Source organism: Agromyces sp. Root1464, from assembly GCF_001427265.1.
GTDB lineage: Bacteria > Actinomycetota > Actinomycetes > Actinomycetales > Microbacteriaceae > Agromyces > Agromyces fucosus.
On record NZ_LMFU01000002.1, the window covers coordinates 524,675 to 551,020 of the forward strand.

26 protein-coding genes are annotated in these 26,346 nt (G+C 71.0%); all 26 read right to left on the reverse strand.

The features are described 5' to 3' along the window. Positions 1 to 8: 8 nt before the first annotated feature. The 26 genes from lgt to pyrR all read right to left on the reverse strand — a co-directional run bounded on the left by lgt (position 9) and on the right by pyrR (position 26,252). A complete protein-coding gene (gene lgt / locus ASD23_RS08230) occupies positions 9 to 1,022 on the reverse strand; it encodes a prolipoprotein diacylglyceryl transferase (protein ID WP_424219112.1) in 1,014 nt (337 codons plus the stop codon). Positions 1,023 to 1,083: 61 nt separating this feature from the next. Continuing rightward, a complete protein-coding gene (gene trpA, locus ASD23_RS08235) occupies positions 1,084 to 1,866 on the reverse strand; it encodes a tryptophan synthase subunit alpha (protein ID WP_056009258.1) in 783 nt (260 codons plus the stop codon). Next, the gene (gene trpB, locus ASD23_RS08240; protein WP_056009260.1) at positions 1,863 to 3,071 is read right to left on the reverse strand and encodes a tryptophan synthase subunit beta; all 1,209 of its coding nucleotides are present in this window, start codon (positions 3,069 to 3,071) and stop codon (positions 1,863 to 1,865) included. The genes trpA and trpB overlap by 4 nt, the downstream gene beginning before the upstream one ends. Position 3,072: 1 nt before the next feature. After that, entirely contained in the window at positions 3,073 to 3,846 is a 774-nt protein-coding gene (gene trpC / locus ASD23_RS08245; RefSeq protein WP_056009262.1) for an indole-3-glycerol phosphate synthase TrpC, read from the reverse strand. After that, a complete protein-coding gene (locus ASD23_RS08250) occupies positions 3,846 to 4,076 on the reverse strand; it encodes a DUF6704 family protein (RefSeq protein WP_056009264.1) in 231 nt (76 codons plus the stop codon). The genes trpC and ASD23_RS08250 overlap by 1 nt, the downstream gene beginning before the upstream one ends. Before the next feature lie 34 nt (positions 4,077 to 4,110). Beyond that, positions 4,111 to 4,743 (reverse strand): Trp biosynthesis-associated membrane protein, encoded by a 633-nt coding sequence (locus ASD23_RS08255; protein ID WP_056009266.1) that lies wholly within the window; start codon positions 4,741 to 4,743, stop codon positions 4,111 to 4,113. 11 nt (positions 4,744 to 4,754) lie between these two features. Continuing rightward, positions 4,755 to 6,380: an anthranilate synthase component I gene (locus ASD23_RS08260; protein ID WP_082571310.1), complete on the reverse strand. Its 1,626-nt coding sequence runs from the start codon at positions 6,378 to 6,380 to the stop codon at positions 4,755 to 4,757. Next, positions 6,305 to 6,676 (reverse strand): phosphoribosyl-AMP cyclohydrolase, encoded by a 372-nt coding sequence (hisI, locus tag ASD23_RS08265; RefSeq protein WP_056009270.1) that lies wholly within the window; start codon positions 6,674 to 6,676, stop codon positions 6,305 to 6,307. The genes ASD23_RS08260 and hisI overlap by 76 nt, the downstream gene beginning before the upstream one ends. Further along, positions 6,673 to 7,434 carry an imidazole glycerol phosphate synthase subunit HisF gene (hisF, locus tag ASD23_RS08270; protein WP_056009272.1) on the reverse strand — a complete coding sequence of 254 codons (762 nt, stop codon included), beginning with the start codon at positions 7,432 to 7,434 and terminating at the stop codon, positions 6,673 to 6,675. Before hisF ends, hisI begins: the two co-directional genes overlap by 4 nt. A gap of 10 nt (positions 7,435 to 7,444) precedes the next feature. Continuing rightward, a complete protein-coding gene (hisG, locus tag ASD23_RS08275; protein ID WP_056009274.1) occupies positions 7,445 to 8,287 on the reverse strand; it encodes an ATP phosphoribosyltransferase in 843 nt (280 codons plus the stop codon). A 44-nt stretch (positions 8,288 to 8,331) separates the two neighbouring features. Continuing rightward, positions 8,332 to 8,595, reverse strand: coding sequence for a phosphoribosyl-ATP diphosphatase (locus ASD23_RS08280; RefSeq protein WP_056009276.1), 264 nt, complete (start codon positions 8,593 to 8,595; stop codon positions 8,332 to 8,334). 29 nt (positions 8,596 to 8,624) lie between these two features. Beyond that, on the reverse strand, positions 8,625 to 9,287 hold the full coding sequence (gene rpe, locus ASD23_RS08285; RefSeq protein WP_056009278.1) for a ribulose-phosphate 3-epimerase: 663 nt from the start codon (positions 9,285 to 9,287) through the stop codon (positions 8,625 to 8,627). A 32-nt stretch (positions 9,288 to 9,319) separates the two neighbouring features. Next, positions 9,320 to 10,801 (reverse strand): RsmB/NOP family class I SAM-dependent RNA methyltransferase, encoded by a 1,482-nt coding sequence (locus ASD23_RS08290; RefSeq protein WP_082571523.1) that lies wholly within the window; start codon positions 10,799 to 10,801, stop codon positions 9,320 to 9,322. After that, on the reverse strand, positions 10,798 to 11,730 hold the full coding sequence (fmt, locus tag ASD23_RS08295; protein WP_056009280.1) for a methionyl-tRNA formyltransferase: 933 nt from the start codon (positions 11,728 to 11,730) through the stop codon (positions 10,798 to 10,800). Before fmt ends, ASD23_RS08290 begins: the two co-directional genes overlap by 4 nt. A gap of 26 nt (positions 11,731 to 11,756) precedes the next feature. Continuing rightward, positions 11,757 to 13,715 (reverse strand): hypothetical protein, encoded by a 1,959-nt coding sequence (locus ASD23_RS08300; protein WP_056009282.1) that lies wholly within the window; start codon positions 13,713 to 13,715, stop codon positions 11,757 to 11,759. A gap of 1 nt (position 13,716) precedes the next feature. After that, positions 13,717 to 14,910, reverse strand: coding sequence for a methionine adenosyltransferase (gene metK, locus ASD23_RS08305; protein WP_056009284.1), 1,194 nt, complete (start codon positions 14,908 to 14,910; stop codon positions 13,717 to 13,719). Then, the gene (coaBC, locus tag ASD23_RS08310) at positions 14,907 to 16,181 is read right to left on the reverse strand and encodes a bifunctional phosphopantothenoylcysteine decarboxylase/phosphopantothenate--cysteine ligase CoaBC (RefSeq protein WP_056009286.1); all 1,275 of its coding nucleotides are present in this window, start codon (positions 16,179 to 16,181) and stop codon (positions 14,907 to 14,909) included. The genes metK and coaBC overlap by 4 nt, the downstream gene beginning before the upstream one ends. 13 nt (positions 16,182 to 16,194) lie before the next feature. Continuing rightward, positions 16,195 to 16,452 carry a DNA-directed RNA polymerase subunit omega gene (rpoZ, locus tag ASD23_RS08315; RefSeq protein WP_056009287.1) on the reverse strand — a complete coding sequence of 86 codons (258 nt, stop codon included), beginning with the start codon at positions 16,450 to 16,452 and terminating at the stop codon, positions 16,195 to 16,197. Positions 16,453 to 16,515: 63 nt separating this feature from the next. Continuing rightward, complete coding sequence (gmk, locus tag ASD23_RS08320; RefSeq protein WP_235507685.1) at positions 16,516 to 17,448, reverse strand: guanylate kinase; 933 nt, start codon at positions 17,446 to 17,448, stop codon at positions 16,516 to 16,518. Continuing rightward, positions 17,441 to 18,319, reverse strand: coding sequence for an orotidine-5'-phosphate decarboxylase (gene pyrF / locus ASD23_RS08325; protein ID WP_056009289.1), 879 nt, complete (start codon positions 18,317 to 18,319; stop codon positions 17,441 to 17,443). Before pyrF ends, gmk begins: the two co-directional genes overlap by 8 nt. Beyond that, positions 18,316 to 21,603: a carbamoyl-phosphate synthase large subunit gene (gene carB, locus ASD23_RS08330; protein WP_056009291.1), complete on the reverse strand. Its 3,288-nt coding sequence runs from the start codon at positions 21,601 to 21,603 to the stop codon at positions 18,316 to 18,318. Before carB ends, pyrF begins: the two co-directional genes overlap by 4 nt. Beyond that, on the reverse strand, positions 21,603 to 22,781 hold the full coding sequence (gene carA / locus ASD23_RS08335; RefSeq protein WP_199470562.1) for a glutamine-hydrolyzing carbamoyl-phosphate synthase small subunit: 1,179 nt from the start codon (positions 22,779 to 22,781) through the stop codon (positions 21,603 to 21,605). Before carA ends, carB begins: the two co-directional genes overlap by 1 nt. Then, positions 22,774 to 23,403 (reverse strand): PH-like domain-containing protein, encoded by a 630-nt coding sequence (locus ASD23_RS08340; protein ID WP_157377045.1) that lies wholly within the window; start codon positions 23,401 to 23,403, stop codon positions 22,774 to 22,776. Before ASD23_RS08340 ends, carA begins: the two co-directional genes overlap by 8 nt. Then, a complete protein-coding gene (locus ASD23_RS08345) occupies positions 23,396 to 24,739 on the reverse strand; it encodes a dihydroorotase (RefSeq protein ID WP_056009295.1) in 1,344 nt (447 codons plus the stop codon). Before ASD23_RS08345 ends, ASD23_RS08340 begins: the two co-directional genes overlap by 8 nt. Beyond that, on the reverse strand, positions 24,739 to 25,689 hold the full coding sequence (locus ASD23_RS08350) for an aspartate carbamoyltransferase catalytic subunit (RefSeq protein WP_056009297.1): 951 nt from the start codon (positions 25,687 to 25,689) through the stop codon (positions 24,739 to 24,741). Before ASD23_RS08350 ends, ASD23_RS08345 begins: the two co-directional genes overlap by 1 nt. Further along, positions 25,689 to 26,252 carry a bifunctional pyr operon transcriptional regulator/uracil phosphoribosyltransferase PyrR gene (gene pyrR / locus ASD23_RS08355; RefSeq protein WP_056009299.1) on the reverse strand — a complete coding sequence of 188 codons (564 nt, stop codon included), beginning with the start codon at positions 26,250 to 26,252 and terminating at the stop codon, positions 25,689 to 25,691. Before pyrR ends, ASD23_RS08350 begins: the two co-directional genes overlap by 1 nt. Positions 26,253 to 26,346 lie beyond the last annotated feature (94 nt).

The following is a 26,346-nucleotide window of genomic DNA, read 5'->3' on the forward strand; positions in this document are numbered from 1 at the left end:
TGGGCGCTTTACGCTGAGGTGGATCGGCTCGGGCTTGTGGCCGCCGTCACGCCCGTTTCGCTCTCACCCTCGACATCATCGTCGAGAGAGTCGGAGTCGGACTCGATGTCTTCGGAGTCTACCTCAGCATTGGGCGCACTCCATTCACGTCCCGGCACGTACGGGCTCGCCTCGTCGCCGGTGTGCCGGCGACGCTGCACGAGGATCAGCACGATTCCCAGCACGACCGCCGCGAGCGAGGCCCAGACGTTGACCCGGATGCCGAAGAACATCTCGCTCGGGTCGAGTCGGATCGACTCGAAGAATGCACGGCCGGCGCCGTACCAGATGAGGTAGACGCCGAACGCCTTGCCCCAGCGCAGGTTGAAGCGGCGCTCGAGCAGGACGATCGCGGCGGCTCCGAGGAGGTTCCAGACGAGCTCGTAGAGGAACGTCGGGTGGAAGAGCGTGCCGTCGACGAGGCCGGCCGGGAAGGCCGGGTTGTCGGAGGAGATCTCGAGACCCCACGGCAGGTCGGTGGGCGAGCCGAAGAGCTCGTGGTTGAACCAGTTGCCGAGGCGGCCGACCGCCTGCGCGACGAGGAGTCCGGGTGCGAGCGCGTCGGCGAACGACCAGAAGCGGATACCCGTGAACCGGCAGCCGATGATCACACCGACGGCACCGCCGAGGAGGGCGCCGTAGATCGCGTTGCCGCCCTCCCAGATGTTCCAGATCGCACCCGGCTGGAACGGGTTCCAGACGTTGGCGCCCGCGTAGAAGTAGTCGTCGGGGTGCGTGAACACGTGGTAGAACCGAGCGCCGATGATGCCGAGCGGCACCGCCCACAGGGCGATGTCGAGCACGATGCCGGGCTCGGCGCCCCGCTTCGTGAGCCGGCGCGAGGTGATGATGACGGCGAGGACGATGCCGACGAGGATGCAGAGCGCGTACGTCTGGATCGTCAGCTCGCCACCCCACGGAAGCGGGATCTCGAGGGCGCGCCACGCGGGGTCGGGGCTCGGAATGCTGAACGGTGCGATCACGCCGGCTGCTGCCTTTCCTCAGTTTCTTCGGCCGCTGACGGCCTCAATGAGCGTACTTCACTCAGGCGCGCGTGCCGCGCGCGAGTTCGGCCGCGAGCTCGCCCACCGCGGCAACGCCGCCGGTGGCGAGTGCATTCACGAGCGCCGACCCGACGATCGCGCCCTCGGCGTACTCGAGCACCTCGGCGACCTGGGCGGCCGTCGAGATGCCGACGCCGACGCAGCTCGCGGGAGCCTCTGCAGCGGTCAATCGCTCGACGAGCGTCCGAGCGGCCCGGTCGACGTCGCTGCGGGCGCCCGTGATGCCCATGGTCGAGACGGCGTAGACGAAGCCGCGACTCGCGTCGATGACCTGCCGGATGCGGGCGTCCGTCGAGGTCGGCGCGGCGAGGAAGACCCGGTCGAGACCGGTGCGCTCCGATGCCGCGATCCACGCGGCGCCCTCGTCGGGGATGAGGTCGGGCGTGATGAGGCCCGCTCCCCCGGCCGCCACGAGGTCGTCGGCGAACCGGTCGACGCCGTACTGCACGACGGGATTCCAATAGGTCATGATCAGCACCGGGGCATCCACCCGTTCGGTGATGCGGCGCACGGCCTCGAAGCCGTCGGAGAGACGGAAGCCGTTCGCGAGCGCCTGCTGCGTGGCCGCCTGGATGACCGGGCCGTCCATGACGGGGTCGGAGTACGGCAGGCCGAGCTCGAGGATGTCGACGCCGTTCTCGACCATCGCCACCGCGGCCTCGACGCTCTCGTCGAACGTCGGGAAGCCGACCGGCAGGTAGCCGATGAGCGCGCCGGACGCTTCGTCGTTGCGACGGCGGATGACGGAACCGACCGTGTTCATCGGGCGTTCTCCTGGTCGTAGAGCTCGAAGTAGTGGGCGGCCGTGTCCATGTCCTTGTCGCCGCGACCCGAGAGGTTCACGAGGATCGTGGCCTCGGGCCCGAGTTCTCGACCGAGCTCGAGCGCCCCCGCGAGGGCGTGCGCCGACTCGATCGCCGGGATGATGCCCTCGGTCCGGGTGAGGAGGCGAAGCGCCTGCATCGCCGCGTCGTCGGTCACGGGTCGGTAGTTCGCGCGACCGAGGGCTGCGAGCCACGAGTGCTCTGGGCCGACGCCCGGGTAGTCGAGTCCGGCCGAGATCGAGTGCGACTCGATGGTCTGGCCGTCGTCGTCCTGCAACAGGTAGCTACGCGCCCCGTGGAGCACGCCGGGGCGGCCCTTCGTGATGGTCGCAGCGTGCCGTTCGGTCTCGGCCCCCTCGCCGCCGGCCTCGAACCCGTAGAGGGCGACGCCCTCGTCGTCGAGGAAGGCGTGGAAGATGCCGATCGCGTTCGATCCGCCGCCGACGCAGGCGGCGACCGCCGTCGGCAGCCCGCCCGTGAGGTCGATGACCTGCTGGCGGGCCTCCTCGCCGATGATCTTCTGGAAGTCGCGCACCATCTCGGGGAACGGGTGCGGGCCCGCGACCGTGCCAAAGATGTAGTTGGTGGTCTCGACGTTGGTGACCCAGTCGCGCATTGCCTCGTTGATCGCGTCTTTCAGCGTGCGAGAGCCCGCCGTCACGGCGATGACCTCGGCGCCGAGGAGCCGCATGCGCGCGACGTTCAGCGCCTGACGCTCGGTGTCGACCTCGCCCATGTAGATGACGCAGTCGAGTCCGAAGAGGGCCGCAGCCGTCGCCGTCGCCACGCCGTGCTGGCCGGCGCCGGTCTCGGCGATCACGCGCGTCTTGCCGATGCGCTTCGTCAGCAGCGCCTGGCCGAGCACGTTGTTGATCTTGTGCGACCCCGTGTGGTTCAGGTCTTCACGCTTCAGGATGACCCGGGCGCCGCCGGCGTGCGCGGCGAATCGCGGCACCTCGGTGATGATCGACGGTCGGCCCGTGTAGCTGCGGCCGAGTTCCGCGAGCTCTTCGCCGAACGCCGGATCGAGCTTCGCGAGGTCGTAGGCCTCGCCGAGCTCGTCGAGGGCGGCGACGAGGGACTCGGGCACGAAGCGCCCGCCGAAGTCGCCGAAGTAGGGACCGGTCTGCGCTCTGAGCGCCATGTCACACCGCCAGGAAAGCTGAGAGGTTGGCAATCGGGTCGCCGCCCGTGACGAGCGCCTCGCCGACGAGGACGACGTCGGCGCCCGAGGAGCGGTAGTGCGCGACATCCGTCGCCGACAGCACGGCGGACTCCGCGACGCGGATCGCGCCCTCGGGGAATCGCGGCGCGAGACGACCGAAGAGGTCGCGGTCGAGTTCGAACGTCGAGAGATCGCGGGCGTTCACGCCGATGAGGCGCGCGCCGAGTGCGGCCGCGCGCTCGAGCTCGTCGGCCGAGTGCGTCTCGATGAGCGGTGTCATGCCGAGCTCGATGATGAGGTCGTGGAGCTCGCGGAGCGTCTGGTCGTCGAGCGCGGCCACGATGAGCAGCACGAGGTCGGCGCCTGCCGCGCGTGCTTCGAACACCTGGTAGGGCGTCGCGATGAAGTCCTTGCGCAGCACGGGCAACGAGACGGCCGCACGCACGGTCTCGAGGTCGGCGAGCGACCCGCCGAACTTGCGGCCCTCGGTGAGCACGCTGATGGCACTCGCGCCGCCGAGCTCGTACTGACGAGCGAGGGCGGCCGGATCGCTGATCGTCGCGAGCGAACCCCGTGAAGGGCTCGAACGCTTGATCTCGGCGATGACCTTGACGTGGGCGGCAGGGCGGAGCGCCTCGAGTGCGTCGAGTGCCGCCGGGCGCGCGAGCGCCGCGGCTTCGACGACTGCGAGCGGTGCGCTCTCGCGGCGCGCCACAGCGTCGGCGACCGCGTTCGCCGTCAGCTCGGCGAGCACTAGTGCGCCTTTTCGGCGACCTTCGAGCCGCCGACACCGTAGCCGGCGCGCGCGAGCACCCAGCCGACGATCATGCCGACGACGAGGAGACCTGCCGACGCCCAGACCAGCCACTGCGCGTCGAAGAAGAAGGCGACCGTGCCGATCGTGAATGCGATGAGCATGATCGTGACGGCGGTCCATGCCGCGGGCGAGTGTCCGTGGCCGGGATCTGCGGTCTCAATGCTCATGATGCTCCTTCGTGCTGGGGTTTCGTCGGCCAGTCTAGCGGTCGTCGTGACGTTCGGTTGTCTCGTCGGTCGGGTCGTCGCCCCGGCTGAGGCCGTCCCAGTCGTCGATGGCGCGGTCGGAGGCCGGGCGTTCGACGGGCGTCGCGGCAGCGTCGTCGGCGGCCATGCGGGAATCACTGTACCGCCGCGAGGAGGCGGGCCAGCGGGTGCCGGTCACGAGTATCGCGATGCCGGCCAGGACGAGCAGGGCCCCGCCGACGATCGCCAGCACCGGCCAGACCGTCGCGGAGACGGATGCCACGAGCTCGGCGGTCGGTGCGGCGCCGGCGACGCCCGTGGCATCCGTCACGGCAGGCGACACCGAAGCAATGGGGTCGGCCAGCGACAGGACGGCTGCGAGCAGCACGCAGCCGCCGAGGAGCACCTCGAGCACGCCGAGCACGACGCGGATGCCGGGACCTGCGATCGCAAGCGCGGCCACGAGCGCGAGGCCGGCGAGGCCGAGGGCTGCGAGGGCCGGGGACGCGACGCTGCCCGTGACGTCGATCGGTTCGCCGGTGCCGCCGGTCGTGCTCGCCTCGATGAGGAGCTCGAACCAGGTCTGGCTCCACGAGAGCAGCACGAGCCCGGCGCCCACGACCGTCGCGACGATCACGGGCAGCTTCATGCGGGCCGGATTCACGACTCCACCCGGCGCATCGCGTTCGCCACGGCGACCGCACGCAGGGGCGCCGCGGCCTTGTTGCGGGACTCCTGGTATTCGGACTCGGGGTCGGAGTCGGCGACGAGGCCGCCGCCGGCCTGCACGCGTGCGACGCCTCCGGAGATCGTCGCGGTGCGGATCGCGATCGCGAGGTCCGCGTCGCCGCCGAATCCGAAGTAGCCGACGACGCCGCCGTAGAGGCCCCGCTGCGAAGGCTCCAACTCGTCGATGATCTCGAGCGCTCGCGGCTTCGGCGCGCCCGACAACGTGCCCGCCGGGAAGGTCGCGCGGAAGACGTCGATCGCGTTCGCGTCGCCGACGAGGTCGCCCTCGACCGAGGAGACGAGGTGCATGATATGGCTGAACCGCTCGACCCGCATGAACTCGGTCACCTCGACCGTGCCGGCGGTGCAGACCTTCGCGAGGTCGTTGCGGGCGAGGTCGACGAGCATGAGGTGCTCGGCCTGTTCCTTCGGGTCGGCGATGAGCTCGGCCTCGAGGTCGGCGTCGGCCTCGGGGGTCGCCCCACGCGGCTTCGATCCGGCGATCGGGTGCGTGAACACGCGGCCGTGCTGCACCTTCACGAGCGCCTCGGGCGAGGAGCCGACGATCCAGTACGGCTCCCCCGCCGTGTCCTCGAGGTGCAGGAGGTACATGTACGGACTCGGGTTGAGGCTGCGGAGCACCCGGTACACATCGATCGGATGCGCCGTCGCCTCCTGCTCGAAGCGCTGCGAGATGACGACCTGGAAGATGTCGCCCTCACGGATGTACTCCTTCGACCGGTCGACCGCCGCGAGGAAGTCGGACTTCTCGGTGCGGTGCACCGGGTCGGCGGCGCGCGCAAGGTCGATCTCGGCGAGCCACGCCTCGGTCGGCTGGGCGAGGCCCTGCTGCATGCGGTCGAGGCTCGCCTGCGCGCCCTGCCAGAGCTGCTCCGGTGCGTCGCCCCGGTCGTTCAGCGCCGAGGCGATGAGCTGCACGGTGCCCGTGCGGTGATCGATCACGACGAGCTCGGAGACGAACGCGAACGCCTGGCCCGGCATCGGGAACTCCGACGGCGGGCGGTTCGGCAGGCGCTCGATCTGACGGATCGCCTCCCAGCCGATGAACCCGACGAGCCCGCCGGTGAGCGGCGGCGCGCCCGGAACGTCTTCGGTGCGCCAGCGTTCGAAGAGCGCCTCGAGTGCGGCGAGGGGCGCGAGTTCGGCAGCGTCGCCGAGTGCGCGCTCGGCGCTCAGCCCGTAGTCCTGCCACTCGACGCGGTCGGATGCCTCGGTGAGCACGCCGTACGACGAGACGCCCACGAACGAGTAGCGCGACCAGATGCCGCCCTGCTCGGCCGACTCCAGCAGGAAGGTGCCGGGGCGTCCGCCGGCGAGCTTGCGGTAGATGCCCACCGGCGTCTCGCCGTCGGCGAAGAGCTCGCGCACGACGGGCACGACCCGGCGCCCCGAGAGCAGGGCGGTGAACTCCTCGAAGGTGGTCGTGGCGTCGGCCAACGTGTGCTCCTCGTCGTCAGTCGTCAGTCGGCGGGCGGGAATCCGGGGGTCACGGCGATCGGGTCGCCGTCGAAGCAGGTGCGGGTGCCGGTGTGGCATGCCACCCCGATCTGCTCGACGCGCACGAGGAGGGTGTCGGCGTCGCAGTCGAGCGCCGCGGAGCGCACGTACTGGGCGTGCCCCGAGGTGTCGCCCTTGCGCCAGTACTCCTGGCGCGACCGCGACCAGAACGTGACGCGCCCCTCGGTCAGCGTGCGCCGGAGCGCCTCGCGGTCCATCCAGCCGAGCATCAGCATCTCGCCGGTGTCCCACTGCTGGATGACGGCGGGCAGCAGCCCGTCGGCGTTGAAGGCGGCGCGCTCGAGCGCAGCTTCGACGGTCGATTCCGTGGTCATCGGACGATCCTTCCGTCGGCCGCCAGCGCGGCCTTCACCTCGCCGATGGTCAGCTCGCCGTTGTGGAAGACGGAGGCCGCGAGCACCGCATCGGCTCCGGCTGCGATCGCCGGCGGGAAGTCGGCCACCGCACCGGCACCGCCGGAGGCGATGACGGGCACGCTCGAGAGCTCGTGCATGAGCGCCGTGAGCTCGAGGTCGAACCCGGCCTTCGTGCCGTCGGCGTCGATCGAGTTGACGAGCAGCTCGCCGGCGCCGAGCTCGATGCCGCGACGGGCCCACTCGAGCGCGTCGAGGTCGGTCTCAGTGCGGCCGCCGTGGGTCGTCACGACGAATCCCGACGGCGTGCGGTCGGATCGCTTGACGTCGAGCGAGAGCACGAGCACCTGCGCACCGAACCGGTCGGCGATCTCGCCGATGAGCGCGGGGCGTGCGATCGCGGCGCTGTTGACACCGATCTTGTCGGCGCCGTGGCCCTGCAGGCGCGCGACGTCGTCGGCCGAGCGGATGCCGCCGCCCACGGTCAGCGGGATGAAGACCTGCTCGGCGACCCGCTGCACCATGTCGTACGTCGTGGAGCGGTCGTCGACGGTGGCGGTGACGTCGAGGAAGGTGAGCTCGTCGGCACCCTGCTCCGCGTAGCGGGCCGCGAGTTCGACGGGATCGCCCGCGTCGCGCAGGTTCTGGAAGTTCACGCCCTTCACGACGCGGCCTGCTGCCACGTCGAGACACGGGATCACACGGACGGCGAGAGACATGCGCGCTGCCTCACAACCGAGCTGCGTGGATCGCGCTCACGAGGATCGCCCTCGCGCCGAGCTCGTACAGCTCGTCCATGACGTGGTTCATGTCGGCGCGCGGGATCATGACGCGCACGGCGACCCATTCGGGATCGTGCAGCGGCGAGACCGTGGGCGACTCGAATCCGGGCGCGGCGGCCGTCGCCCGCTCGAGGTGCTCGACCGGCACGTCGTAGTCGAGCAGCACGTACTGGCGTGCCACGAGCACGCCCTGGAGGCGGCGGAGCAGTGTCGCGGCGCCCGGCTTGTCGATGCCGGACCCGATGAGGACGGCCGTCGAGTCGAGGATGACCGGGCCGAAGATCTCGAGACCCGCCTGGCGGAGCGTCGAGCCCGTCGAGACGACGTCGGCGACCGCGTCGGCCACGCCGAGCCGTACCGCGGACTCGACGGCGCCGTCGAGCTTCACGAGCTTGGCGGGCGTGACGCCGTGGCCGGCGAGGAAGTCGCCGACGAGGCCCGGGTAGCTCGTGGCCACCCGAACGCCCTCGAGGCCCGTGAGGTCGGTGAAGGCGCCCGCCGGCCCCGCGAAGCGGAACGTCGAGTCGCCGAATCCGAGCGGCGCGATCTCGGAGGCATCCGAGCCGGAATCGAGCAGGAGGTCGCGACCCGTGATGCCGACGTCGAGCGCGCCGGATCCGACGTAGGTCGCGATGTCGCGCGGGCGGAGGTAGAAGAACTCGACCCCGTTGCGCGGGTCGGCGGTGTGAAGGTCGCGCGGGTCGCGGCGACCGGTGTACCCGGCCTCCCACAGCATCTGCGCGGCGGTTTCGGCGAGCGAGCCCTTGTTGGGCACGGCGATTCGGAGCATTTCGGTACTTTCGTGTCGACGGTTCTGATCGGCCATGGGCGGGATCAGAGATGTCGGTACACGTCGGCGGGCGTGAGCCCCTTCGCCAGCATCAGCACCTGCAGGTGGTAGAGCAGCTGGGAGATCTCTTCTGCCGTCTCGTCGTCGCTCTGGTACTCGGCGGCCATCCACACCTCGGCGGCCTCCTCGACGATCTTCTTGCCGATGGCGTGCACGCCGGCGTCGAGCTCGCGTACGGTGCCTGAGCCCTCGGGGCGGGTGGCGGCTCTGTCAGCGAGCTCGATGAACAGCTCGTCGAAGGTCTTCACCCGTCAAGACTACCGGTGCCCGGCCCGGCTCAATGCCGGTGCGCGATCGCGGCGTCACGAAGGGCGATGATGCGGTCGGCGGGCACCTCGGCCCCGAAGACCGCTGAGCCGGCGACGAAGGTGTCGGCCCCGGCATCTGCTGCGATGCCGATCGTGTCGAGCGAGATGCCGCCGTCGACCTGCAGCCAGACGTCGAGGCCCGTCTCTCGCACCACGCGCGAGAGGCGCTCGAGCTTCGGCATCGTCTCGGCCATGAACGACTGGCCGCCGAAGCCGGGCTCGACGGTCATCACGAGCACCTGGTCGAACTCGGGCAGCAGCTCGAGGTACGGCTCGACGTCGGTGCCGGGCTTCAGCGCGATGCCGGCGCGCGCGCCGATCTCGCGGAGCCGGCGCGCGAGCGCCACGGGCTCGTCGGTGGCCTCGGCGTGGAAGGTGACCGAGAACGCGCCGAGTTCGGCATAGCCGGGCGCCCAGCGATCGACGTCGGAGATCATGAGGTGCACGTCGAGCGGGATTGGGCTGACCTCTTGCAGGCGGCCCACCATCTGCGGCCCGAACGTCAGGTTCGGCACGAAGTGGTTGTCCATCACGTCGACGTGCACGAGGTCGGCGCTCGCGATGCGCCCGAGCTCGTGCTCGAGGTTCGCGAAGTCGGCAGCGAGGATGCTCGGGTTGATCCGCGTCGTCATGCAGCCACCCTATCGAGGGTCGAGGCGGCCGTTCACGCCTGCCGCTTGCGCACGAGCGCGATGAACATGGCGTCGGTGCCGTGCCGGTGCGGCCAGAGCTGCACGGTCTCGGGCGCACCGGCGAGGTCGAGCGGATGCCGCGAGACCGCCTCGATCACGGAGCGCGTGTCGAGCTGCTCGGCCGAATCGCCCGCGCGACGGAGTGCGGCCGCGAGCGTGCCGTGGGTCTCCCCGGTGTGGGGCGAGCACGTCACGTACGCGAGGATGCCGCGGGGCGCGAGGGCCGCGAAGGCGCTGTCGAACAACTGGCCCTGGAGCTTCGTGAGCTCGGCGACATCCGATGGAGCCTTGCGCCAGCGGGCCTCCGGCCGGCGACGGAGCGCGCCCAGCCCGGTGCACGGTGCGTCGAGCAGGATGCGGTCGAACCCGCCGGGTGCGCCGAGCGCCTCGAGGTCGAGCTCGCGTCCGTCGCCGACGTGCACCTCGACGTCGAGCGGCACCCCGACGATCGCATTGCGCACGAGTTCGGCACGAACCGGCACGGTCTCGTTCGCCGCGAGCACCGCGCCGGTCGCGAGCGCCTCGGCCGCGAGCACCGCCGTCTTGCCGCCCGGGCCCGCGCACAGGTCGAGCCAGCGCTCCCCCGCGCGGACCGGCTCGGCACGACTGAGTGCGAGGGCGGCGAGCTGGGACCCCTCGTCCTGCACGCGGATGCGACCGCCCGAGCGCTCGGCCGTGGCGATCGGGTCGGCGGCGACCGCGCCGATCGGCGAGAAGCGATCGGGCTCGAAGCCCTCGATGGCGTCGGTGTCGAGGTCGAGGCCCGGCAGCACCGCGAGGTTCACCCGGGGCGAGGCGTTGTCGGCCTCGAGCAGCTGTTCGAGCTCGCCGGCCCGTCCTTCGTGGTCGAGGGCGGTTCGAAGCGCCCGCACGATCCACTCGGGGTGGCTCGTGACGGCCGCGAGACGCGCATCTTCACTGCGCGCGCCCTCGGCGACGAGCTCGCGCCACTCCTCGGGCGACGTGCGCGAGATCGTGCGGAGCACGGCGTTGGCGAACCCGGCAGCCTTCGGCGCGACCCGACGTGCGAGTTCGACCTGCTCGTTGACGGCCGCGTGCGTGGCGACCCGGGTGGCGAGGAGCTGGTGCGCCCCGAGCCGGAGCACGTCCAGCACCGCGGTGTCGATCGCGGAGGCGGGCCGGTTCGCCGCGAGCTCGATCACCCGATCGTAGAAGCCCTGCATGCGGAGCGTGCCGTAGGTGAGTTCGGTCGCGAAGGCGGCGTCGGCGCGGTCGAGGCCTGCTCGGCGGATGCGGGTGGGCAGGAGCAGGTTCGCATAGGCCTCGTCGGCGCGCACGGCCTCGAGCACCTCGACGGCGACGATGCGCGCGGGGGCGATGCGCGCTGGCGTCGAGCGAGCGGAGACTCCGCCGCCGCCACCACCACCACGGCGCTGGCCGCCGGAGCCGCTACGGCCGGTGCTCCCCCCGCGTCCGCCGTTCCCGCCGCTCATCGAGCCACCGCCGTGCTGCGTCCGGACCCGCGCCACCAGTCTCCGGCATCCATCGCCGGTCTGCCCGCCGGCTGCACCCGGCGCAGCTCGAGCGGCGTGGTACCGGTGCCGATGAGTACTCGGCGCGCCGAGGGCACGAGCTCGCCAGGGGCGAGAGCGGGGATGTCGTCGCCGACGGGAGCGCCGAGGTCGAGGAGCTTCACCCGCTGCTCGTCGATCGTCGTCCAGGCGCCGGGTTCGGGCGTGACGCCGCGGAATCGGGAGTGCACCTCGTGTGCGGGCAGCGTCCAGTCGAGCCGCGCGTCGTCGATCGACAGCTTGGGAGCGAGACTCGGCTCACCGAGCTGGGGCACCGATCGCGCCGAGCCGTCGGCGATGGCGTCGACGACGTCGGCGAGCAGGCCTGCGCCCGAGTCCGCGAGGGCGTCGAGCAGCTCACCGGCCGTCTCGTGGCCCTGCAGCGGATGCCGCAGCTCGGCGAAGACCTCGCCGGCGTCGAGCTCGGGCACGAGCTGGAACACGGATGCCCCGGCGACGGTGTCGCCCGCGATGAGGGAGTGCTGCACGGGCGCCGCCCCGCGCCAGGCGGGAAGCAGCGAGAAGTGCAGGTTGATCCAGCCGTGCACGGGGGTCGAGAGCAGGGGTTCTCTCACGAGGCCGCCGTAGGCGACGATGACGCCGAGATCGGGCTTGAGTGCGGCGACCCGCGCCGTCACGTCGGCATCGAGCCGGTTCGCCTCGATGAGCGGCACGTCGAGTGCGGTCGCCGCCTGCGCGACGGGCGACGGGGTCAGCACGCGCTTGCGCCCGAGCGGAGCCGGCTCCCGGGTGACGACGCCGACGAGATCATGCCCGCTCGCTGCGAGACGGTCGAGTGATGGAACGGCGACGGCAGGAGTGCCGGCGAAGACGAGGCGGAGCTTCTGCACACTCCATTGTCGCCGACGAAGGCGGACTACGGGACCTCGGGGTCGTCGAAACGCACCCGGAGCACCGCGGGCCGCTTGGGCGGCTGCCCGGCGACCGGGCGCCGTCGCTCGGTCGCGACCCGGATCATCTCGGCTCGGAGCGCCTTCGCGACCGCTGCACCTGCGGCGTAGTCGAACCGCACGATGCCGCGCTCGAGTCCCTCGTCGGCCGGCACCGGGCCGAGCGAGTCGACGCCGGCGGCGGCGTCGCGGGCCGCATCGAGCGCCCTGGCGACGAGGGCGGGCGCCGCCGTGACGCTCGCGACCCGCACCGCAGGCGGGAATCGCAGCGCCCGGCGGCTCGCGAGTTCGCCGCTCGCCCACTCGGAGAGCCGCCATGATGTGAGCGACTGCGCGAGCGCGCCCGCCACCCCGACCAGGTAGACCGGTGAGCCGGGCGCCGCGAGCGCCGCGGCGTTCGCCCACCAGCGCAGGCAGTCCTCAGCCACGCGAAGCGACTCGCGCAGCAGCATCCGCTCGCCGTCGAGGAGGAGTACGGCACGGTAGCCGCCCTCGGCGATGGGTTCTGCGCCTCGAGTCGCGACGACGAGCGCGGGCTCGGCACCGACCTTCAGCACCGGCCGTTCGCCGTCGGAGAGGATCACGCGGGCCTTCGGGAAGGCACGACCGAGCTCCTCGGCCGTGCGGCTCGCGCCGACCGTGACCGCGCGCAGCTTCGTGGCCTCGCAGACCGGACACCTCCAGGCGCTCGCGCTCGTGCCGCACAGCACGCATCGCGGGTCGCCGCCGCTGCGTGGCACGACCAGGGCTCCGCCGCACGCTGCGCATCGGGCCGGCTCGCGGCAGCGATCGCAGGCGAGCAGCGGCGCGTTCCCCGGCCGCGCGACCTGCACGAGCACGGGCCCCTCGGCGATCGCCTGCTGCGCCGCGCGCCACGCGCTCGACGGGATCCTGGCCGAGCCCGGCTCGGGCGAGGCCTGCTGCTCGGTCGGGATGACCTTCGGTCGAACGTGCCTGACGGCCGGCACCTCGTGCACCCATCCGATCTCGACGAGGCGTTCGACCTCGACGCTGCGGCTGTGCCCGAGGAAGAGCAGTGCCGCACCCGACTGCTCCTGCCTGATGAGCGCGGCATCCCGCGGGTGCACGCCCGGCGAGAGCTGCTCGTTCTGGAGCGAGTCCCCGTCGTCCCAGATGGCGATGAGGCCGAGACGCGACGCCGGCGCGTAGACCGTCGAGCGGTTGCCGATGACGACGCGGGCGTCGGTGCCCGTGGCGTCGAGGAACGCGCGGAACCGCTCGCCGCCCGTCTGCCGCGCATCGGTGCGGAGCACCCGGCGAGGGTCGACGCGATCGGCGAGGGCCGCCTGCAGTTGCTCCTGGTCGCGATAGTCGGGAACGACGATGAGACTCGAACGGTCGGCCGCGAGCGTGTGCGCGGCAGCTGCAGCGAGCGTCGCCGCCCATGCGCCGACCCACTCGCCCGACGAGAGCAGCACCGGGCGGGGATCGGCGGCCAGCGCCATCCGCTCGCCCGCGTCGATGCCCGTCTCGATACGGCCCGGCTCGTAGCCCGGAATCGGCGCGGCCGGACCCGGCAGCTCGCCCGCGTCCGGCTCGGCCGCCCGCCACGCCCGCTCGGCCCGCACATAGCGGCTCGGAATGGCCACCCGCAGGATGTCGCCGGCGTTGCCGGCCGCGCGGTCGGCAGCGGCACGTGCGAGCGCCCACACCTCTGGCGTCAGGAGCGGCACTTCGGAGACGACGTCTTCGAGCTCGCTGAGACGCCCGTCGTACTCGCTCGAGGACGCGAGCTCGACGAGCCATCCGTTGGCGATGCGCCCGCCGGAACGCAGCGGAACGCGCACGCGCACACCGGCGACCGCGGCGTCGCGGAGCCGCTCGGGCACCGCATAGTCGAAGAGCTGGTCGAGCTGCGGGAGCGGCGAGTCGACGAGCACGCGGGCGACGGAGCCGCCGGCCACGTCAGAGTCCGGCAGCGGAGCGGAGATCGTCGACGCGGTCGAGGCGCTCCCACGTGAAGTCGGGCAGCTCGCGGCCGAAGTGGCCGTAGCTCGCGGTCTGCGCGTAGATGGGGCGCAGCAGGTCGAGGTCGCGGATGATCGCCGCCGGTCGCAGGTCGAACACCTCGCGGATCGCCGCGGTGATCTGCTCGTCGGGCAGGGCACCGGTGCCGAAGCTCTCGACGTAGAGGCCGACGGGCGCAGCCTTGCCGATGGCGTACGCCACCTGCAGCTCGAGACGGTCGGCGAGGCCCGCCGCGACGGCGTTCTTCGCGACCCAGCGCATCGCGTACGCCGCTGAGCGGTCGACCTTCGACGGGTCCTTGCCGCTGAAGGCACCGCCGCCGTGCCGGCTCGCGCCGCCATAGGTGTCGATGATGATCTTGCGGCCGGTGAGGCCCGCGTCGCCCTGCGGGCCGCCGATCTCGAAGCGACCGGTCGGGTTGATGAGCACGGCGAGGTCGGGGCGCGCGAGCTCGACGGTGTCGAGCACGGGGCGGATCACGAGCTCTTCGACCTCGGCGCGCAGCTGCTCGGTCGACACCGCCAGGGTGTGCTGCGTCGAGAGCACGACGGTCTCGACCGTCTTCGGCACCTGTCCGTCGTAGCCGATCGTGACCTGCGTCTTGCCGTCGGGGCGGAGGTAGTCGAGCTCGCCGCTCTTGCGCACGGCGGAGAGGCGCTCGGCGAGGCGGTGCGCGAGCCAGATCGGCACCGGCATGAGCTCGGGGGTCTCGCGCGTGGCGTAGCCGAACATGATGCCCTGGTCGCCGGCGCCCTGCATGTCGAGGGCGTCTTCGCTCGATCCCTCGCGCGCCTCGAACGCATGGTCGACGCCCTGCGCGATGTCGGGCGACTGCCCGCCGATCGAGACCGAGACGCCGCACGAACGCCCGTCGAACCAGGCGTCTGCGGAGTCGTAGCCGATCGAGGTGACGCGCTCGCGCACGATGGCCGGGATCTCGACGTACCCGCTCGTGGTGACCTCGCCCGCGACGTGCACGAGACCCGTGGTCACGAGCGTCTCGACCGCGACCCGGCTGTGCGGGTCTTCGCGGAGCAGCGCATCGAGGATGGAGTCGGAGATCTGGTCGCAGAGCTTGTCGGGGTGGCCTTCGGTGACGGACTCGGAGGTGAAGCGGCGGAGTGCGCTCATGCGGTTTCTGATTCCTTCGAGGTCGTCGCGGCGGTGGCTGCGGTCACTTCCGTGACCACCACATCGAGGATGTCATGCGCCACCGACTGTTTCGTTCCGTGTGCTCGTGTGACGACGTCGCCGTCACGGCCGATCACGACGACCCGGTTCTCGTCGCTCGCGAAGCCCTCGTTCCAGCCGACGCGGTTGACGACGAGCAGGTCGGCGCCCTTCGCCTCGCGCTTGCCGCGGCCGAGCGCGATGAGGCGGTCGTCGTCGGGCTCGGTCTCGGCCGCGAAGCCGACGAGCAGCGTTCCCGCATGCGGCGCATGGCCGAGGCCCGAGAGGATGTCGGGGTTGCGCACGAGTTCGAGCGTCAGCCCGTCGTCGCTCTGGTCCTTCTTGATCTTGCCCTCGCTGACGCTCGCGGGCCGGTAGTCGGCCACGGCTGCGGCCATCACGACGACGTCGGCGCCGCTCGCGGCCTCGGTCACCGCGGCCTGCAGTTCGAGGGCGGTCGAGACGCGGCGGATGTCGCAGCCGTCGGGCTCGGCGACCTCGAGATTCGCGGCGATGAGGGTGACCTTCGCTCCGCGTTCACGCGCCGCCTCGGCGATCGCGATGCCCTGCTTGCCGCTCGAACGGTTGCCGAGGAAGCGCACGGGATCGAGCGGCTCGCGCGTACCGCCGGCGCTCACCACGACATGGCGGCCTGCGAGATCACCACGGCGAGCGGATGCCTCGGCGCCGGCGCCGCGCCCGAGCACGCGCTCGAGGGCGATGCGCACGATCTCGTCGGGCTCCTCCATGCGACCCGGGCCGCTGTCGGAGCCGGTGAGCTGGCCGACCGCGGGACCCACGATCGTGACCCCGCGCGAACGGAGCGTCTCGATGTTCGCCCGGGTGGCGGGATGACGCCACATCTCGGTGTGCATGGCCGGAGCGATCACGACGGGCGCCTCGCTCGCGAGCAGCGTGTTGCCGAGGAGGTCGTCGGCGAGGCCCGTCGCGAGCTTCGCGATGGAGTTCGCGGTGGCCGGCGCGATGACGATCAGGTCGGCGGCCTGGCCGATGGCGACGTGCCGCACCTCGGCGACACCCTCGTACAACTCGGTGTGCACCGGATTGCGCGAGATCGCCTCGAGTGTCGGCCTGCCGACGAAGCGCAGCGCGCCCTCGGTCGGCACGACGTGGACGTCGTGGCCGGCGAGCACGAGCGCGCGCACGACCCCGACGGCCTTGTACGCCGCGATGCCGCCCGTGATGCCGACGACGATGTTGAGCCGAGTCATCCGGCCCTCCGGATCACTCGGCGATCGGGCGGAGCCGGAGCTTGTCTTCGTTGATCTCGTGCATCGCGACCGACAACGGCTTGTCGTCGATCGAGGAGTCCACGAGCGGGCCGACGTTGTCGAAGAGGCTGCCTTCGTGCAGGTCGGCGTAGTAGTCGTTGATCTGGCGCGCGCGCTTGGACGCGAAGATGACCAGCTGGTACTTCGAGTCGACCTTGGAGAGCAGGTCGTCGATGGGCGGGTCGATGATGCCGGACAGCTTCTCAGCCATGGAATGACTCCTTAGATCGTGGATGCGCACCCTCGGTGCGCGGAAAGTCGTGACGAGGGCAGCTCAACGCCGACCCTTGCGAGATCTCATCAAGTCTACGACCTCCTGCGCCGCTTCGGCGACGTCGTGGTTCACGACCTGGTGGTCGAACTCCTCGACGGCCGCCAATTCGACCTTCGCGGTCTCGAGACGGCGCTGCTGTTCGGCCGGGCTCTCAGTGCCCCGACCGACGAGTCGGCGCACGAGTTCGTCCCAGCTCGGCGGCAGGAGGAAGACGAGCGTCGCCTCGGGTGCGGCGCGTCGAACCGATCGGGCGCCCTGAATGTCGATCTCGAGCAGCACGCTGTTGCCCGCCGCGATCGCCTCTTCGACCGCCTTGCGGGGCGTGCCGTATCGCGACGCGTTGTGCACGGTCGCCCATTCGAGCAGTTCGCCGGCCTCGACCATGCGGTCGAACTCGGCGTCGTCGACGAAGAAGTAGCTCTCGCCCTCGACCTCGCCGGGTCGCGGCTGACGCGTCGTCGCCGAGACGGAGAGACGCACATCGGGGTGGTTGCGGCGGATGTACTCGGCGACGGTGCCCTTGCCCACCGCGGTCGGTCCGGCGAGGACGACGAGACGGTCGCCCGTGCCACCGTGCGCGGCGACCCAGTCCGCGAGGAACTCGCGGAGGCGCCGCCGCTGCAGGCGACCGAGGCCACCGAGACGCTTGGACGGCGAAATCTCGAGCTCCTCCATGATGCGCGCCGACTTCGTCTGCCCGATCGCGGGGATCGAGGTGAGGAACTCGGTGACGCGAAGGCGCCCCTCGACGCCTTCAGGCGATTCGAACGCCTCGCGCAGCACGTCGAGCGGGCTTCGCGAGCCGGCGGCGATCGCGGACTTGACGGTGGCGCGTGCGCGACGCGCTGCGACTGCGGCACGGGATGCCGCCACCCGATCGACGTCGGGGGGTGTGGGGCGCGCAGCCCCCGAGACGGTCGTCTGCTCAGACACTCGTCGCCCCCACATCGCCGACGCGGCGCGTGATCGCCTCGGCGAGGCCGTCGGGCCCTGCACCGAGGATCGATCGCGACTCGCTCACGATGACGCCGGCGGCGAGCGACCCGAAGATCGCGCGGAGGTCGCGGAGTTCGGCACCCTGATGTCCGAAGCCGGGTGCCAGCACCGGGAGCCCCGGTCGCGGCGGATCGACGTCGAGGTCGATGCCCGAACTGCGCAGGTCGATCGTCGCGCCGAGCACGACGCCGACCGAGCCGAGCCCGCGCGTCGCGGCATCCGCCCGACCCTGGTTCCAGGCGACGACTCCGCTCGTGACGGCCTGGGCGACCGTGGAGCCGGCACGGCTCGACTGCTGCAGCACGGCGCGCTGGATCGCGGCGGCCTCGGGGTTCGAGGTCGCGGCGAGCACGAAGGCGCCCTTGCCGGTCGACTCGGCGGCCTCGAGCACGCCGGCGATCGAGCCGAGGCCCTGGTACGCGCTGATCGTCATCGCGTCGGCTTCGAGGCTCGATCCGGGCGTCAGCCAGGCCTGCCCGTAGGCCTCGACGCTCGAGCCGATGTCCCCGCGCTTCACGTCGGCGATCACGATCAGGCCGGCGTCGCGGGCCTCGGCGAGCACGCGCTCGAGCGCCGCGTAGCCCGCCGCCCCGTGCCGCTCGAAGAAGGCGACCTGCGGCTTCACGATGCCGACGCGCCCTGCGGCGGCGTCGATCGTGCGAAGGCCGAACTCGCGCAGACCCTCTGCCGAGTCGGGAAGCCCCCACTGGTCGAGGAGCGAGGCGTGCGGGTCGATGCCCACGCAGAGCCGGCCGTACGCGGCGAAGACGGCTTCGAGCCGGTCGCCGAAGGGCGTGATGTCGCTCATGCGCTGGCCTCCCGACGGCGGGCGTACTCCTGCAGGCTCGTGACCTCGAAGCCGTCGCGCTGCACGTCGAGCGAGGCGACCGCCGCCGAGAGCTCGGCGATGGTCGTGAACAGCGGGATGTCGGACGCCACAGCCGCTGCACGGATCTCGTAGCCGTCGGCGCGCGAAGAACGCCCGCTGGGCGTGTTCACGACGACGTCGATCTCACCGCGGTGGATGAGCTCGACCACGGATGCCGCGTCCTCGCTCGTCTTCTCGCTGAACTTCAGCACCTCCTTCGCCCGGATGCCGTTCCGACGCAGCACCTCTGCGGTGCCCTCGGTCGCTGCGACGTCGTACCCGAGCTGCTGCAGTCGCAGCACCGGCAGGATGATCGCACGCTTGTCACGGTCGGAGACCGACACGAACACCGTGCCCGAGGTGGGCATGCCGCCGTAGGCTGCGAGCTGGCTCTTCGCGAACGCGGTCGGGAAGTCCTTGTCGATGCCCATGACCTCGCCGGTCGAGCGCATCTCGGGGCCGAGCACGGAGTCGACGATGATCCCCTCGCGGGTGCGGAACCGGCTGAAGGGCAGCACGGCCTCCTTCACGGCGACCGGCGCGTCGAGCGGCACTCGCGAGCCGTCGGAGGCGGGGAGCATGCCCTCGGCGATGAGCTCGGCGACGGTCGCACCGACCATGATGCGCGACGCGGCCTTCGCGAGCGGGATGCCGAGCGCCTTCGAGACGAAGGGCACGGTGCGGCTCGCACGGGGATTGGCCTCGAGCACGTAGAGCACGCCGGCGCCGATCGCGAACTGCACGTTCAGCAGGCCACGCACGCCGATGCCCTCGGCGATGGCGCGGGTGGCCTCGCGGACCCGGTCGACCTCGGCGCGGCCGAGCGTCACGGGAGGCAGGGTGCAGCTCGAGTCGCCGGAGTGGATGCCGGCCTCCTCGATGTGCTCCATGACGCCGCCGATGTAGAGGTCGGTGCCGTCGTACAGCGCGTCGACGTCGATCTCGATCGCGTCGTCGAGGAACCGGTCGACGAGCAGCGGATGCGTGGGGCCGACGATGCCCTGACCCTCGATGCGTGCGAAGTAGTCGGCCAGCGAGGGCGAGTCGTAGACGATCTCCATGCCGCGGCCGCCGAGCACGTAACTCGGACGCACGAGCACCGGGTAGCCGATGCCCTCCGCGACGTGCACCGCGCCGGCGAGGTCGATCGCCGTGCCGTTCTTCGGCGCGAGGAGGCCCGCGGCGTCGAGGATGCCGGAGAAGAGACCGCGCTCTTCGGCCAGGTCGATCGCATCGGGTGTCGTGCCGAGGATCGGGATGCCCGCGGCCTCGAGGCCCTTGGCGAGCCCGAGCGCCGTCTGGCCGCCGAGCTGCACGACGACGCCGACGAGCTCGCCCGACTGGGACTCGGCGTGGATGACCTCGAGCACGTCCTCGAGCGTGAGCGGCTCGAAGTAGAGCCGGTCGCTCGTGTCGTAGTCGGTCGAGACCGTCTCGGGGTTGCAGTTGATCATGATCGTCTCGAAGCCCGCCGCAGAGAGGGCGAAGGAGGCGTGCACGCACGAGTAGTCGAACTCGACGCCCTGGCCGATGCGGTTCGGGCCCGAGCCGAGGATGACGACCTTGCGGCGGTCGCTCGGCTCCACCTCGGTCTCGCGGTCGTAGCTCGAGTAGTGGTACGGCGTGAGCGCCGGGAACTCCCCCGCGCAGGTGTCGACCGTTTTGTAGACCGGGCGGATGCCGAGGATGTGGCGCACCTCGCGGGCGTCGGCCTCTCCGAATCCCCGGAGCTGGCCGATCTGCGCGTCGGAGAAGCCGTGGTCCTTCGCGAGCAGCAGCAGTTCGGTGTCGAGGTTCTCGGCCGAGGCGATGGTCTCGGCGACCTCGTTGATCAGCACGATCTGGTCGAGGAACCACGGGTCGATCTTGGTCGACTCGAAGAGCTGCTCGATCGTGGCGCCCTTGCGGAGCGCCTGCTGCACGACGACGATGCGGCCGTCGGTCGGCACGGATGCCACCTCGAGGAGCTCCTCGATCGAGCGCTCCTCTTCACCCCAGTGGAACGAGGAGCCGCGCTTCTCGAGCGAGCGGAGCGCCTTCTGCAATGCGGTCGCGTAGTTGCGGCCGATCGCCATCGCCTCGCCGACGGACTTCATGGTCGTCGTGAGAGTGGGGTCGGCGGCCGGGAACTTCTCGAACGCGAACCGGGGCACCTTGACGACGACGTAGTCGAGCGTCGGCTCGAACGACGCCGGGGTGACCCGGGTGATGTCGTTCGGGATCTCGTCGAGGCGGTAGCCGATGGCGAGCTTCGCGGCGATCTTCGCGATCGGGAAGCCGGTGGCCTTCGATGCGAGGGCGCTCGAACGGGAGACGCGCGGGTTCATCTCGATGACGATGACGCGGCCGTCGGCCGGGTCGATCGCGAACTGGATGTTGCAGCCGCCGGTGTCGACGCCGACGGCGCGGATGATGTCGATGCCGATGTCGCGCAGGTGCTGGTACTCGCGGTCGGTCAGCGTGAGGGCGGGTGCCACCGTGATCGAGTCGCCGGTGTGCACGCCGACCGGGTCGACGTTCTCGATCGAGCAGACGACGACCGTGTTGTCGGCCGTGTCGCGCATGAGCTCGAGCTCGTACTCCTTCCAGCCGAGGATCGACTCCTCGAGGAGCACCTCGGTGGTGGGCGAGTCGTGCAGGCCCTGGGTGACGATGCGAACGAGGTCTTCCTCGGTGTACGCGAAGCCCGAGCCGAGGCCGCCCATCGTGAACGACGGGCGCACCACGAGCGGGTAGCCGAGGTCGAGGGCGAACTCCTTCGCCTGCTCGAGCGTCTTCGCGACGTGCGAGCGGGCGACGCCGGCACCCGCCTCGATCACGAGGTCCTTGAAGAGCTGACGGTCCTCGCCCTTGCGGATGGCGTCGACCTTCGCGCCGATGAGCTCGACGCCGTGCTTCTCGAGGATGCCCGCGTCGTGCAGCGCGATGGCCGCGTTCAGGGCCGTCTGGCCGCCGAGGGTCGGGAGCACCGCATCCGGGCGCTCCTTGATGATGATCGATTCGATGATCTCGGGCGTGATCGGCTCGATGTACGTCGCGTCGGCGAAGTCGGGGTCGGTCATGATCGTCGCGGGGTTCGGGTTCACGAGGATGACCCGCACGCCCTCCTCGCGGAGCACGCGGCACGCCTGGGTGCCCGAGTAGTCGAACTCGGCGGCCTGTCCGATGACGATCGGACCGGATCCGATGACGAGGACGCTGTTGATGTCGTCGCGCTTGGGCATTACTCGTTGCTTCCTTCGGTCGCGGTGCTCGTCGTCGTGTTCGCGATCACCATGTCGCGGAATCGGTCGAAGAGGTAGTTCGCGTCGTGCGGGCCTGCCGCCGACTCGGGGTGGTACTGCACGCTGAACGCCGGGATGTCGAGGCAGTTGAGTCCCTCGACGACGTTGTCGTTGAGGCCGTAGTGGCTGACCTCGACGCGGCCGAAGCCCTCGCTCGACTCGCTGACGCGATCGATCGGGGCGTCCACGGCGAAGCCGTGGTTGTGGGCCGTGATCTCGACTCGGCCGGTGGACTTGTCGAGCACCGGCTGGTTGATGCCGCGGTGGCCGAAGGGGAGCTTGTAGGTGCCGAAGCCGAGTGCGCGTCCGAGCAGCTGGTTGCCGAAGCAGATGCCGAAGTACGGCAGCCCCTCGCGGAGCGTGGTGCGCAACAGCTCGACATGGCGGTCGGATGCCGCGGGGTCGCCGGGCCCGTTCGAGAAGAACAGCGCGTCGGGCGCGAGGGCGAGCACCTCTTCCGCGGTGACCGACTGCGGCACCACGTGCACGTCGAAGCCGCGCTCCGCCAGGTACTTCAGGGTCGAGGTCTTCACGCCGAGGTCGAGGACCGCGACGGATCCGACGCGCTCGCCCTCGGCCGGCAGCGAGTAGGGCTCGCTGGTCGAGACGGCACCTGACAGGTTCGCGCCGGTCATCGCCGCACCGCTCTGCACGAGGTCGAGCTGCTCGCCGGGGGTGAGCAGCGCGTCGTCGCCCGAGAAGATGCCGGCCCGCATGGCGCCGGCCGAGCGGAGGTGCCGCGTGAGCGCTCGCGTGTCGATGCCGCTGATGCCGACGACTCCCGACGAGTCGAGGTCGTCGTCGAGGCTCCGCTGCGAGCGGAAGTTCGAGACGACCCGTGAGGGGTCGCGCACGATGAACCCGGCCACCCAGATGCGGGCCGACTCCATGTCTTCATCGTTCATGCCCGTGTTGCCGATGTGCGGCGCGGTCATCATGACGATCTGGCCGGCGTACGACGGATCGGTCAGGGTCTCCTGGTAGCCGGTCATGCCGGTGGCGAAGACGGCTTCGCCGAGCGTGCGGCCGCGCGCACCGTAGGCGCGTCCGTCGTAGCGGCGTCCGTCTTCGAGGACGAGCACGGCGGAATCGCTCGTGCCGGCGGGGGTCTCAGTCATGCGAGGCCTCACTCTCCTGCTCTGGCCGCGGCGCTGCTGGCGCTGCGGCGATGTCGTGTTCCGGCCGCGGCGCTGCTGGCGCTGCGGCGATGTCCTGTTCCGACCGCGGCGCTGGCGCTGCGGCGATGTCGTTGACCGCCTGGATGATCCTGGCGGGGTCGCCCGGGTACCGGGCGCGCACGTAGCTGTCGACCCGGGGTTCGGTCGGTTCGAGCGTTCCCTGCTCCCGGGCGATCCAGGTGAGGGCGACGAGGCCCTCGGGCTCGACCCCCCGGTCGATGGCGTAGCTCGCCAGCTGCGCGCCGACGAGGCGATCGGCCGGGATGAAGGTCAGCGACTCCCCCGCGATGCGGAGGATCACGCCCTCGGGAATCACCTCGACGTGACCGGAGCCGCGGAACGCGAGCCCGTGCACCGCGAGTCGCTCGAGGGGCTCCCCGAACGGCGTGGTCGCGACGTAGAGCACCTCGGCGTCGACGACCGGCGCACCGTGCTCGGCTGGCACGGGATAGGACCCGAGCGACTCGTCGCGCACGGTCCGGCGCTTCCACGAGCGGTACATGAGCCAGCCGACGAGCGCGACGACCGCGACGGCGACGACGGTGCCGATCACCTTATCCATGCACGACCCCCTGAGCGGATGCCGCGTTGCGCGCGACCTCGTCGCGCGGGCGCACGGCACCGTCGAGGAAGGTCGGGTAGCCCCCGTGGAACGTCGCGACGACGCGCCCGGGCAGGCGACGGCCGAGATAGGGCGAGTTCGTGCTGCGGCCGGCGAGCCGGTCGAGGTCGAACTCGGATGCCGCGGCGGGGTCGTAGAGCGTCAGCTCGGGCGCTGCCCCGACCTCGATCGCCTCGCCGTGGCCGTGCAGCCGGCCGATGCGCGCCGGCGTGGACGACATGACGCGCGCGACGTCCGCCCAGTTCATGAGGCCCGTCTCGACGACGGCGGCGTGCACGACCGCGAGGGCGGACTCGAGTCCGACCATGCCGTTGGCGGCGGCCTGCCACTCGCTCTCCTTCGCCTCGACCGGGTGCGGAGCGTGGTCGGTCGCGACGATGTCGATCGTGCCGTCGGCGAGGGCGGCGCGCAGCGCCTCGACGTCTTCGGCGCGGCGGAGGGGCGGGTTCACCTTGAACCGGGGGTCGTAGCCGGCGATGAGGTCTTCGGTCAGGAGCAGGTGATGAGGGGTCACCTCGGCGGTCACGTCGATGCCGCGGGCCTTCGCCCAGCGGATCACCTCGACGGAACCGGCGGTGGAGACGTGGCACACGTGCAGACGGGATCCGACGTGCTCGGCGAGGAGCACGTCACGCGCGATGATCGACTCCTCGGCGACGGCCGGCCAGCCGGTCAGGCCGAGTTCGCCCGAGAGGGCGCCCTCGTTCATCTGCGCACCCTCGGTGAGCCGGGGCTCCTGCGCGTGCTGGGCGATGACGCCGTCGAAGGCCTTCACGTACTCGAGGGCCCTGCGCATGAGCAGCGGGTCGGAGACGCAGAAGCCGTCGTCGGAGAAGACGCGCACGTTCGCGCGGGAGCGGGCCATGGCGCCGAGCTCGGCGAGCTGTTCGCCCTTGAGGCCGACCGTGACGGCGCCGATGGGCTGCACGGTCGCGTACCCGGCGGCGCGCCCGAGGCTCGCCTCCTGCTCGACGACGCCGGCCGTGTCGGCGACGGGGAAGGTGTTCGCCATCGCGAACACCGCGGTGAAGCCGCCGGCGGCCGCTGCCTGCGTGCCGGTCAGCACGGTCTCGCTCTGCTCGTAGCCGGGCTCGCGGAGGTGGGTGTGCAGGTCGACGAGGCCGGGGAGGGCGATGAGCCCGTCGGCGTCGACGACCGTCGCGCCCGAGGCATCCGCGATGCTGCCGACGCCGGCGATCACGCCGCCGTCGAGCAGGATGTCGGCGCGCTCGCCACTCGCGAGGGTCGCGCCGGTGATCAGGAAACGCTCGCTCATCAGGCGTCCCCCCGATCGCCGGACATCAACAGGTAGAGGGCGGCCATTCTCACTGAAACTCCGTTCGCAACCTGCTCGCGCACCGTCGACTGCTGGGAGTCGGCTGCGCGGGCGGCGATCTCGAGCCCGCGATTCATCGGGCCGGGGTGCATCACCATCGTACTGGGGGGCAGTGCGTCGAACCTGGCATCGTCCAAACCCCAGGTGCGCGCGTATTCGCGGCTGTTCGGGAAGAACGCCGCGTGCATGCGCTCCGCCTGGATGCGCAGCATCATGACGACGTCGGGGGTGCCGGCGAGGGCGGCGTCGAGGTCGTAGCCGACGCGTGCGGGCCACGAACTCGTGTCGACCGGTACGAGCGTCGGCGGGGCGACGAGTTCGACCTCAGCGCCGAGGGTCGCGAGCAGCCAGACGTTCGACCGCGCGACGCGCGAGTGCAGCACGTCGCCGACGATGACGACGTGCACGCCGTCGAGGGCTCGCCCTCGGGACGCGGCGCCGTGCAGGCGCCGGCGCATCGTGAAGGCGTCGAGCAGCGCCTGGGTGGGGTGCTCGTGCGTGCCGTCACCGGCGTTGACGACACCGGCGTCGATCCATCCGCTCGTCGCGAGCGTGTACGGAGCCCCCGACGCGTGGTGGCGGATCACCACGCCGTCGGCGCCCATCGCCTGCAGGGTCTGCGCCGTGTCCTTGAGGCTCTCGCCCTTCGAGACGCTCGAGCCCTTGGCGCTGAAGTTGATGACGTCGGCCGAGAGCCGCTTCGCCGCAGCCTCGAACGAGATGCGGGTGCGGGTCGAATCCTCGAAGAAGAGGTTCACGACCGTCTTTCCGCGGAGCGTCGGCAGCTTCTTGACCTCGCGCTCCTGCACGGCGGCCATGTCCTCGGCGATGTCGAGGAGTTCGACGGCCTGCTCACGGGAGAGTTCGCGGGTGCTCAGGAGGTGACGCATCACGCCTCGCCTCCTTCGGTCGCGGCCGTGTCGTCGATCGCGACGCCGTCGTCCCCGTCGATCTCGGTCAGTCGCACGTTGATGCGCTCGCGCGTCGAGCTCGGCAGGTTCTTGCCCACGAAGTCCGCCCGGATCGGGAACTCGCGGTGGCCTCGGTCGACGAGGACGGCGAGTCGCACCGCCCGGGCCCGGCCGAGATCGCTGAGCGCATCGAACGCCGCCCGGATCGTGCGGCCCGAGTACAGCACGTCGTCGACGAGCACGACGGTCTTGCCGTCGATGCCGCCCGGCGGCAGCTCGGTCGGCTGCGGCGTGCGGGTGCGCGTGCGGGTGAGGTCGTCGCGGTACATCGTGACGTCGAGCGCACCGGCCTGCGGGGGTGCGGCATCGGGTTCGATGCGGGCGATGGTCTCGGCGATGCGACGGGCGAGGATCACGCCCCTGGTCGGGATGCCGAGGATGACGAGATCGGAGCTTCCGCGATTGGACTCGAGGATCTCGTGCGAGATGCGGGTCAGCGCCCGCGAGATGTCAGCTTGACTGAGCACGGCACGTGCCATCAAACGACTCCCTTCTCCGCCTCACAGGACGGCCTTAAAGGTTGTCAACTCCCCCATCCTATCGGATCCGCGGACGACCCCCCGCCGCGAACGGCGG